Below are 5,324 nucleotides of genomic sequence, written 5' to 3' on the forward strand. Positions count from 1 at the left end.
TATAAAACAAAAAAGTCTCATACAAATTCATGTATGAGACTTTTAATAAAAACTGGCGGCGACCTACTCTCCCGCTTGTCGCAGTACCATCGGCGCTGGTGGGCTTAACTTCTGTGTTCGGAATGGGAACAGGTGAGCCCCACCGCTAAAACCACCCTAAAGAAGGTATATAAGATATCAGAGGATAGATTTCAGATTTCAGACCTATTATAAAGTCTCTTATCTGATGTCTTGTATCTGACATCTGTTTTATCGGTAAATTTCATCACAAAGGCAAAACCAGTATTGCACTTATAAGACTTGAATTAGTGTAACCTATAGGCTATAAATCTACGGGTAATTAGTACTACTCGGCTATGCTGTTACCAACTTTACACCTGTAGCCTATCAACGTGGTCATCTCCCACGACCCTTAAAAGATGTCTCATCTTGAGGCGAGTTTCGCACTTATATGCTTTCAGTGCTTATCTCTTCCAAACATAGCTACTCAGCGGTGCACCTGGCGGTACAACTGATACACCAGAGGTTTGTTCAATTCGGTCCTCTCGTACTAGAATCAAGCCCTCTCAAACATCTAACGCCCGCAATAGATAGAGACCGAACTGTCTCACGACGTTCTGAACCCAGCTCGCGTGCCACTTTAATGGGCGAACAGCCCAACCCTTGGGACCTTCTCCAGCCCCAGGATGTGACGAGCCGACATCGAGGTGCCGAACCTCCCCGTCGATGTGAGCTCTTGGGGGAGACTAGCCTGTTATCCCCGGAGTACCTTTTATCCTATGAGCGATGGCCCTTCCATACGGAACCACCGGATCACTATGTCCTGCTTTCGCACCTGATCGACTTGTAGGTCTCACAGTCAAGCACCCTTATGCCATTACACTCTACGCACGGTTACCAAGCGTGCTGAGGGTACCTTTGAAAGCCTCCGTTACTCTTTTGGAGGCGACCACCCCAGTCAAACTACCCACCACGCAATGTCCTTCCTAAAGGAAGTTAGGCTCCAAGTAAGTAAAGGGTGGTATTTCAACGTTGACTCCACAAACACTAGCGTGCCTGCTTCATAGTCTCCCACCTATCCTACACATTACTTACTCAAAGTCAATACGAAGTTATAGTAAAGGTTCACAGGGTCTTTTCGTCCCATTGCGGGTAATCGGCATCTTCACCGATACTACAATTTCACCGAGCTCGTGGCTGAGACAGTGCCCAGATCGTTACACCATTCGTGCAGGTCGGAACTTACCCGACAAGGAATTTCGCTACCTTAGGACCGTTATAGTTACGGCCGCCGTTTACTGGGGCTTCAGTCAAACGCTTCGCTTACGCTAACGCCCTTCCTTAACCTTCCAGCACCGGGCAGGTGTCAGACCCTATACAGCATCTTTCGATTTAGCAGAGTCCTGTGTTTTTGATAAACAGTCGCCTGGGCCTCTTCACTGCGGCCACCATTGCTGATGGCGTCTCTTCTTCCGAAGTTACGAGACTATTTTGCCTAGTTCCTTAGCCACGACTCACTCGAGCACCTTAGGATTCTCTCCTCGACTACCTGTGTCGGTTTTGGTACGGGTTGCTTCACTTCGGCTTTTCTTGGAAGCACTTTCCCTGCAGCAGCTTCGCCCGAAGGCTAGGCCTTGACTATTCCGTCAGTCTCCAGCAGGTACGGCACTCCGTCCCCTTTTTAGTGTGAGCAAGTATGGGAATATTAACCCATTGTCCATCCACTACCCCTTTCGGGTTCGCGTTAGGTCCCGACTAACCCTCAGCTGATTAGCATGGCTGAGGAAACCTTAGTCTTTCGGTGAGGGGGTTTCTCGCCCCCTTTATCGTTACTTATGCCTACATTTTCTTTTCTGTCCGCTCCACAATACCTCACGATACTGCTTCGGCGCAAACAGAATGCTCCCCTACCAGATGTACATTGTACAAATCCATAGCTTCGGTAATATGTTTATGCCCGATTATTATCCATGCCGGACCGCTCGACTAGTGAGCTGTTACGCACTCTTTAAATGAATGGCTGCTTCCAAGCCAACATCCTAGCTGTCAATGCAGTCCAACCGCGTTGCTTCAACTTAACATATATTTGGGGACCTTAGCTGTTGGTCTGGGTTCTTTCCCTCTCGGACATGGACCTTAGCACCCATGCCCTCACTGCTGATCAACATTTATTAGCATTCGGAGTTTGTCAGGAATTGGTAGGCGGTGAAACCCCCGCATCCAATCAGTAGCTCTACCTCTAATAAACTTATAATCAACGCTGCACCTAAATGCATTTCGGGGAGTACGAGCTATCTCCCAGTTTGATTGGCCTTTCACCCCTACCCACAGGTCATCCGAAGACTTTTCAACGTCAACCGGTTCGGTCCTCCACTCTGTGTTACCAGAGCTTCAACCTGCCCATGGGTAGATCACAAGGTTTCGCGTCTAATCCTACTAACTATCCGCCCTATTCAGACTCGCTTTCGCTCCGGCTCCGGACCTGAAGTCCTTAACCTCGCTAGTAAAATTAACTCGTAGGCTCATTATGCAAAAGGCACGCCGTCACCCAACTTGTGGGCTCCGACCGCTTGTAGGCGTACGGTTTCAGGTTCTATTTCACCCTTCTATTCGAAGTGCTTTTCACCTTTCCTTCACAGTACTTGTTCACTATCGGTCTTTCAGGAGTATTTAGCCTTGGAGGATGGTCCCCCCATATTCAGACAGGATTTCACGTGTCCCGCCCTACTCATTTATCATCTATATATACCTTTCGAATACCGGGCTATCACCGTCTATGGCCGCACTTTCCAGTACGTTCTTCTAAATATATAAAGACTTTTGGGCTAATCCGCTTTCGCTCGCCACTACTTACGGAATCTCTTCGATTTCTTTTCCTCCGGGTACTTAGATGTTTCAGTTCTCCGGGTTTGCTCCTCTTACGAGGTAATACATCTTCAATGTATTGGGTTGCCCCATTCGGACATCTGCGGATCAATTCGTGTGTGCCAATCCCCGCAGCTTTTCGCAGCTTACCACGTCCTTCGTCGCCTCTGAAAGCCTAGGCATCCGCCATACGCCCTTAACGATTTCTTTCCTATTTTTAGGTTACTCAAGCACTTATAAGTGCTCGGTTTTCTCTTTGTGATGTCTTTACCGTTAATGTCAATGATCTTAAATTCTTCTGTATTAATGTAAAATGTATTCATGTATTAATGACGGCTCTCGTCATGAGGTTTACATGCTTCTTTTTTACATATACAAACTGTGGAGAATAAGGGAGTCGAACCCTTGACCTCCTGCGTGCAAGGCAGGCGCTCTAGCCAGCTGAGCTAATTCCCCTCTAGTTGAGTTGGTGAGTGAAGGCGTTAGAGGGATTGAGCGTTAAAACTCGTATTCTCTAATACTCTAAAACTCTCTTACTCAAAATTAGTAGTCTCGGGCAGGCTCGAACTGCCGACCTCTACATTATCAGTGTAGCGCTCTAACCAGCTGAGCTACGAGACTGTCTTGTTAGACTTGCAGATTCAAGATCCCAGATATCAGACTTACATGGTCTTTCTTCTTCTATCTTTCCTCTTGTCTCTCTTCCCTTTACTAATTTCTAGTGGGTGTTGTATTTTTTTATATATCAACCAAATAAAAAACTAAAGCTTTACTTTAAGTAAGTACATGGTACACTTAAGTACCTTTATTTTGTTTAACGTTCTTCAACGCTCTAAAATGAGATGTTCCAGCCGCACCTTCCGGTACGGCTACCTTGTTACGACTTAGCCCTAGTTACCTGTTTTACCCTAGGCAGCTCCTGTTACGGTCACCGACTTCAGGTACCCCAGACTTCCATGGCTTGACGGGCGGTGTGTACAAGGCCCGGGAACGTATTCACCGCGCCATGGCTGATGCGCGATTACTAGCGATTCCAGCTTCATAGAGTCGAGTTGCAGACTCCAATCCGAACTGAGACCAGCTTTCGAGATTAGCATCCAGTCGCCTGGTAGCAGCCCTCTGTACTGGCCATTGTATTACGTGTGTGGCCCAAGGCGTAAGGGCCGTGATGATTTGACGTCATCCCCACCTTCCTCTCTACTTGCGTAGGCAGTCTCACTAGAGTCCCCAACTGAATGATGGCAACTAGTGACAGGGGTTGCGCTCGTTGCAGGACTTAACCTAACACCTCACGGCACGAGCTGACGACAACCATGCAGCACCTTGAAAAATGTCCGAAGAAAAGCCTATTTCTAAGCCTGTCATTTCCCATTTAAGCCTTGGTAAGGTTCCTCGCGTATCATCGAATTAAACCACATAATCCACCGCTTGTGCGGGCCCCCGTCAATTCCTTTGAGTTTCAAACTTGCGTTCGTACTCCCCAGGTGGCTAACTTATCACTTTCGCTTAGTCTCTGAATCCGAAAACCCAAAAACGAGTTAGCATCGTTTACGGCGTGGACTACCAGGGTATCTAATCCTGTTCGCTCCCCACGCTTTCGTCCATCAGCGTCAGTTAAGACATGGTAACCTGCCTTCGCAATTGGTGTTCTAAGTAATATCTATGCATTTCACCGCTACACTACTTATTCCAGCTACCTCTACCTTACTCAAGACCCGCAGTATCAATGGCAGTTTCATAGTTAAGCTATGAGATTTCACCACTGACTTACGAGTCCGCCTACGGACCCTTTAAACCCAATAAATCCGGATAACGCTTGCACCCTCCGTATTACCGCGGCTGCTGGCACGGAGTTAGCCGGTGCTTATTCGTATAGTACCTTCAGCTACCCTCACGAGGGTAGGTTTATCCCTATACAAAAGAAGTTTACAACCCATAGGGCCGTCATCCTTCACGCGGGATGGCTGGATCAGGCTCTCACCCATTGTCCAATATTCCTCACTGCTGCCTCCCGTAGGAGTCTGGTCCGTGTCTCAGTACCAGTGTGGGGGATCACCCTCTCAGGCCCCCTAAAGATCATTGACTTGGTGAGCCGTTACCTCACCAACTATCTAATCTTGCGCGTGCCCATCTCTATCCACCGGAGTTTTCAATATCTAATGATGCCATCAAATATATTATGGGGTATTAATCTTCCTTTCGAAAGGCTATCCCCCTGATAAAGGTAGGTTGCACACGTGTTCCGCACCCGTGCGCCGCTCTCTAGATCCCGAAAGATCTATACCGCTCGGCTTGCATGTGTTAGGCCTCCCGCTAGCGTTCATCCTGAGCCAGGATCAAACTCTCCATTGTATGTTTGTCTGACTCACTCAAAGTTTTGACGCTTTAGTTTTTCCTTACTTGGTTGTTATATTGTATTTCAATGATCTCTTTTCTTCCGCTTTTCTCTAAAGCTTTTT

2 tRNA genes and 3 rRNA genes are annotated in these 5,324 nt (G+C 47.5%); all 5 read right to left on the reverse strand.

From position 1 onward, the window contains the following. Nucleotides 1-50: 50 nt before the first annotated feature. The 5 genes from rrf to G9C87_RS20620 all read right to left on the reverse strand — a co-directional run bounded on the left by rrf (nt 51) and on the right by G9C87_RS20620 (nt 5,217). Nucleotides 51-159: ribosomal RNA gene (rrf, locus tag G9C87_RS20600) — 5S ribosomal RNA — on the reverse strand. 161 nt (nt 160-320) lie between these two features. Continuing rightward, a 23S ribosomal RNA gene (locus tag G9C87_RS20605) occupies nt 321-3,075 on the reverse strand. A 172-nt stretch (nt 3,076-3,247) separates the two neighbouring features. Continuing rightward, nucleotides 3,248-3,321, reverse strand: a tRNA-Ala gene (locus G9C87_RS20610). Between the two features lie 91 nt (nt 3,322-3,412). After that, nucleotides 3,413-3,486, reverse strand: a tRNA-Ile gene (locus tag G9C87_RS20615). Nucleotides 3,487-3,700: 214 nt separating this feature from the next. Continuing rightward, a 16S ribosomal RNA gene (locus G9C87_RS20620) occupies nt 3,701-5,217 on the reverse strand. Together the 16S, 23S and 5S rRNA genes with 2 tRNA genes alongside form the textbook arrangement of a ribosomal RNA operon. Nucleotides 5,218-5,324 lie beyond the last annotated feature (107 nt).

It is taken from the genome of Chryseobacterium sp. LAM-KRS1 (assembly GCF_013184525.1).
GTDB classification, from domain to species: Bacteria; Bacteroidota; Bacteroidia; order Flavobacteriales; family Weeksellaceae; genus Chryseobacterium; species Chryseobacterium proteolyticum.